Origin of the sequence: Limimaricola variabilis (genome assembly GCF_014195545.1) — a bacterium.
Lineage (GTDB): Bacteria > Pseudomonadota > Alphaproteobacteria > Rhodobacterales > Rhodobacteraceae > Limimaricola > Limimaricola variabilis.
Window position 1 is genome coordinate 1 of sequence record NZ_JACIBX010000031.1, and the last position, 2,445, is coordinate 2,445.

At 58.7% G+C, this 2,445-nt stretch carries 2 protein-coding genes; both read right to left on the reverse strand.

The features are described 5' to 3' along the window. The coding region (locus FHS00_RS17515; protein ID WP_183475383.1) for a glycosyltransferase at positions 1-635 on the reverse strand (635 nt) is incomplete at its 3' end. Positions 636-1,437: 802 nt separating this feature from the next. Beyond that, positions 1,438-2,445: M10 family metallopeptidase C-terminal domain-containing protein (locus tag FHS00_RS17520; protein WP_183475384.1), on the reverse strand; the 1,008-nt coding region annotated here is incomplete at its 5' end.

A 2,445-nucleotide genomic window follows, 5' to 3' on the forward strand; every position in this document is an offset into this window, starting at 1 on the left:
TAGCCTAGTGTCTCCTCAAGGAACTCCGGAAAGGGCCGGGTATCAGCGTCGCAGATCACCACCAGATCGCCGGAGCTGTTCTCGAGCGCGTTGCGCAGATTGCCGGCCTTGAAGCCGGCATTGTCGGCCCGGCTCTGGTAGATCGCGCCTTCCTCGCGCGCCATCTGCGCCATTGCCTCGCGCTTGCCGTCGTCAAGCACATGAACGCGCACATCGATCGGATGCGGATAGCGCAGCGCCTTGGCGTCGCGCACCCCAAGGCGGACCAATTCCGGATCCTCGCTGTAGGTCGCGAAGAAGACGTCGACCACCAACGGGCGCGCTGGCGCGTCGGGATCCTCGCTGATTTCGTCGAAGCTAGCCGGCGGCGTGCCGGGTTGAAGGCTCCGCGCGCTCCACAGGTTGAGCACGAACAAGATCAGTCCAATATAGGCGGCTGTCTCGGCCAGGATCAGCGGCACCGAGAACCACAGCGCGTCAAAATTGACCGAACTGGTCCAGCGCCAATAGAGATACCAGGCTCCGAAGCACAGGCTGGCCGTCGCCAGAAACTGCCAAGCCGCTTCGTGAAGCGGCCCGTGCCGAGCTGGTTGCCAAGGTTCCTGCCGCTCGAACCGGGTCAATGGGTTGTTCAATCCAGCATCCGATCAAGTAGTTAGGTGTGAGGCATCATGGTAGGTCATGGTCAACCATTTCAAATTTTCACGTCCACTTAGGCTGCTTTCGTTCTGACGTCCTAACAAGCTTAATCACCAGTGTAGAGAACCGACCTGCCTGACGCCCGCCTCTAACTTTGCGCAGCTTTGGAATATTCAATTCGCCTCGGTCGGCACTCGTGTCCCTGCCCTTCTCGCGGTAGTCGTCCCAGTGAACCCCGCGCAGCGGCGAACGCACGCCCTTGGCAGCGCCAGTTCTCGCCTTGGCCCTGTTTCTGTGATCCGCTCGGCCGCAATGCCGATCATCTCGCAGAGATCCGGGTCACCGTTCTTCTCGATGAGTTCTCTCAGGTCCATCATGGGGTTGGTCTTCGGGGTCATCTTTCGGTTCAGGTGGGCTTTCGCAACCCGCTACTATCGGGGAACCGATGATCGCCTCAGCTACGCCACCTTGACGGAAGCGACTAGAGGATCCCGTAGAACATGATCCAATCAGCCTCGTCCACACTCATAGGATTGCCACACTCTTACCTTACGTTAACTTACGTCGCATCAACTCCAGAGGGTGTTAGAATGCAAACCATAGTGCCTGACATTGTGAGCTTTGGCGGCTGGACCTTGCTCTCGATCCCGCTTCTTTGGCTGGCGCTGATCCGTATATGGGATCAGGTAATCGGGGACCGTGATATTGGTGCGAACTTGATCATCACCGGCTTGGCGACCCTCTGGACCGCTGCACTCAGCCTTTGGTCCTGAGTTGCGTCTAAATAGCCCCCGTTCCTCACAATACGAGATCGCCAATGGCAAGGGCGCTGATGTCCGCAAGGCGGATCTCGAAATCGGCCGTCTTGTCCCCGTTGACGTCACCTCGCAGCGTGAGGTCGGAGCCTGATTTTGTGTACCAGACTGAATGCGCTTGTGCGGTGGTGTAGCTGAAGAGGAAGGCTTGGTCGCCCGCAGCCGTAGCCCTTGTGTTCGCATCGATTCCACTAAGGTCGATGAGATCGATGCCCGAGACAAAATCATGGATCTTATCGCACTGCTTGCCTTGCGCGCTATCGGACGTTGAGGTGAAGACGAAGACGTCGCGCAGTCCGTCGCCCGCGCCACCATATAGCATATCCTGGCCCCCGCCCCCATTCAGGATGTCCGATCCGGCGCCCCCGAAGAGGGTGTCTTTGCCCTCGCCGCCGTAAAGCCGGTCATGGCCTCGGTTCCCCGAGAGCACATCATTGCCCTCATGCCCGTAGATCATGTCGTGCCCATTCTGTCCGATTAGATCGTCGGAGCGCTTTGTACCGTTCAGCGTCAGGTTCGAAGGCAAAGCCCCAAAGCCGCCCAGCTCCCCCGGTCTCACCTCCATAGACGAAAGAGTGCCAACGATAGGCTTGCCTGAATAGGCCCACTCTCCCGCCCAGTTCTCCAGTGAAGGATCCACGCACCAGAGGTTGGCGAAGCCCTTCATCTCACCAGTCGTCCATGTGCCATAGAGCATATCACCGCCGCCGAAGCGGCCGATCACCGCCCCGTCGACAACGAAGACGGCTTCTGACCCAGTGACCACCATCTCATAGGTGTGAAAGCCTTCGGTCGCATCGAACCCGAGGTCGACGATTACCGGCTGCCACCCGTTGGTCTGCTCGAGCGTGATTACATCTCCGAAGGCAGTCTGCATGTAGATGTTTAGACGGACGTGGTGGATGTCGATGTCCCCGTCACCGTCGAAGTCGCCTCCGTCCCGGCCCAGAAACTCGAAATCAAACTCGATCCAGGGATCGTTGAAGTGATC